Source organism: Microbacterium sp. B24 (genome assembly GCF_000333415.1).
In the GTDB taxonomy this organism is placed as follows: Bacteria; Actinomycetota; Actinomycetes; order Actinomycetales; family Microbacteriaceae; genus Microbacterium.
In genome coordinates this window covers 1-2507 of the sequence record NZ_BADB01000164.1, presented here as the reverse complement: position 1 = coordinate 2507, position 2507 = coordinate 1, and the positions used below count along the sequence as shown (strand labels likewise).

Sequence of the window (2507 nt, the reverse complement as noted above, 5' to 3'; positions counted from 1 at the left end):
AGGTCGACCCCGGTCGAGACCCGGTCGCGGCGGCGGGCGCCCCGCGCGTGGGCTGATCCGATCGCGCAGGGACGCGCCCCGTGGCGGTGCGGGCTGCGCAGCAGAGCGCCTAGTGCTGGCGGAACTGCGGCCAGTCGGACCCGGGAGCAAGGTGGCTGTGGAGGGCGCTTTTCGCGACCTCCATGGACGGATACGTGCCGACACTCGCGGTGGCGCCGGCGACCGTGGGCGTGTAGCCCTCCTCGCTCTTTCTCACCGTGCCGACGACGTTGCCGTCAGTGCCGTATGCGACCCACAAGGTGGATGATGCCGAGGTCATGATGACTCCTCTCGTCACCGCCGACGGTACGCGCTCGCGGCGGAACTATCGAGGGGTCGGCTCACCGTCATCCGACGAGCGACACTCCGAAGCCGGCCACCACCTGGCGCAGTTCGGTGAGGTAGCGCTGGGCCTGGTCGGTCAACGGCACCGCCGTGCGCCCGATCCATCCGATCTCGATCTGCTCGTCGACGTCGAGCGCAACGGCCACGATCTCGGGATCGAGGTCGTCGCTGATGATGCCCGTCGAGATGGTGTAACCGTTCAAGCCGATCATCAGGTTGAAGATCGTGGCGCGATCCGAGACGCGGATCTCGCGCGAGCTCGACAGCGTCGACAGGATCTCTTCGGCGAAGTAGAACGAGTTGTTCGCACCCTGATCGAACGTGAGTCGAGGCAACGATGAGAGGTCTTCGAGACTCACGCTCCGCTGCAGCGAGAGCGGGTTTCGGCGCGAGACGAAGACGTGGGGTGCGGCGACGAAGAGCGTGTGAAATGCCAGCCCCGAGTCGCGCAGGAGCTTTCCGATGACGTTGCGGTTGAACTCATTGCGAAACAGGATGCCGAGTTCGCTGCGCAGCGTGCGCACATCCTCGATGATGTCGAAGGTGCGCGTCTCCCGCAGCGAGAACTCGTACTCGGCGGCATCACTTGCTCTGACCATGCGGACGAACGCGTCGACGGCGAAAGAGTAGTGCTGGGTGGAGACGCCCAGCAGGCGCCGCGAGGGAGCAGTGCCGAGGTAGCGCTGTTCGAGCAGTGCAGCCTGCTCGACGACCTGGCGGGCGTATCCGAGGAACTCGATGCCGTCGGTGGTCAGGCTCACTCCGCGCGCGGATCGCAGCAGCAGGTCGCGTCCGATCTTCTTCTCGAGGTCGCGCATCGCAGCGGACATCGTCGGCTGCGACACGAACAGCAGGTCGGCCGCAGCACTGATCGACCCCTCCGCAGCGACCTCGATGAAGTACTGGAGCTGTTGCAGCGTGATTCCCATCGGGGGTCGAGACATAGCCACAGACTATATGGGTGCATAGTTTGAGCGCATTACTCGATGACAGCGCTCGTCCCGCATGCTCGGATCAGCATCATTCGCGGCCGTACCGGCCCCTGCCCAGGATTGGCCCTCGCATGGCGAACGACATCGCTTTCAGCATCACGACCACTCGTTTCGACGAGGACTACGCACCCGCCGCGCATTCGCGTGTGACGACGAACTTCGCGAATCTGGCGCGTGGCGCCGGGCGGCGCCAGAACCTCCGCAACGCGCTCGCGATGATCGACCGTCGGTTCAACGAGCTCGCCGCCGGCGACGATCAGGGCGCCGAGCGCTATCGGGTCGAACTCGACATCGTCACGGTGCAGCTTCAATTCGACGACACGGCCGAGGCCGAGCGCTTCCCCATCATCGAGGTTCTCGACGTCGGCATCCTCGATCACCGCACGGGTGAGCGCCACCGCGGCATCGTCGGGAACAACTTCTCCTCATATCTGCGCGACTACGATTTCAGCGTCGTGCTGCCGGCAGCGACAGCTGCCGCGGGGACGTTCACCGTTCCGGAGGATTTCGGCATCCTGCACGGTGAGCTCTTCCAACGGTTCTTGGCGTCGGATGCCTACCGGCAGCGCTTCGCGGGCTCCCCGGTGATCTGCATCAGCGTGTCGACAAGCCGCACGTACCGCCGCACGGGCCTCGTGCACCCGGTACTCGGCACCGAGTACGTTCAGGATGCCTTCTCTCTCACCGACGATTACTTCGCCCGGATGGGTCTGCAGGTGCGCTACTTCATGCCGCGCGGCTCCGTCGCACCACTGGCGTTCTACTTCCGCGGCGACCTGCTGAACGACTTCTCCGATCTGCAACTGATCGGCACGATCGCGACGATGGAGACGTTCCAGAAGATCTATCGTCCCGAGGTGTACAACGCACTCACCCCCGCCGGCGAGGTCTACCGTCCCACCCTGGACCATGTCGACTTCGTCCGCACCGAGATCGACTACGACCGTGAGGAGCGCAGCCAGCTGGCCGTCACCCAGGGCCGCTACGCCGAGGAGTACTTCGTGAAGCCCCACCTCCAGACCCTGGAACAGTGGATCGCCGGCGTGGCGGAACCCGTCGCATGACGGGCGACGGCACCGTCCATTCAGCTCCTCTGCTGCCGGTGACAACGGTCGGCAGCTTCCCAAGCCC

Annotated in this window: 3 protein-coding genes; 1 reads left to right on the top strand and 2 read right to left on the bottom strand. The window is 65.1% G+C overall.

From position 1 onward, the window contains the following. Positions 1-109 precede the first annotated feature (109 nt). The gene (locus tag I5I_RS04050; RefSeq protein ID WP_036285410.1) at positions 110-319 is read right to left on the bottom strand and encodes a hypothetical protein; all 210 of its coding nucleotides are present in this window, start codon (positions 317-319) and stop codon (positions 110-112) included. 67 nt (positions 320-386) lie between these two features. Beyond that, the gene (locus tag I5I_RS04045) at positions 387-1328 is read right to left on the bottom strand and encodes a LysR family transcriptional regulator (protein ID WP_036316697.1); all 942 of its coding nucleotides are present in this window, start codon (positions 1326-1328) and stop codon (positions 387-389) included. A gap of 119 nt (positions 1329-1447) precedes the next feature. Between I5I_RS04045 and I5I_RS04040 the strand changes: the two genes are divergently transcribed. Then, positions 1448-2440 (top strand): putative oxygenase MesX, encoded by a 993-nt coding sequence (locus tag I5I_RS04040; RefSeq protein WP_036316695.1) that lies wholly within the window; start codon positions 1448-1450, stop codon positions 2438-2440. The last annotated feature ends 67 nt before the right edge of the window (positions 2441-2507 follow it).

Coding starts and splice junctions, on each gene's coding strand:
- I5I_RS04040 (WP_036316695.1), top strand. CDS start 1,448: ATGGCGAACGACATCGCTTTCAGCATCACGACCACTCGTTTCGACGAG.
- I5I_RS04050 (WP_036285410.1), bottom strand. CDS start 319: ATGACCTCGGCATCATCCACCTTGTGGGTCGCATACGGCACTGACGGC.
- I5I_RS04045 (WP_036316697.1), bottom strand. CDS start 1,328: ATGTCTCGACCCCCGATGGGAATCACGCTGCAACAGCTCCAGTACTTC.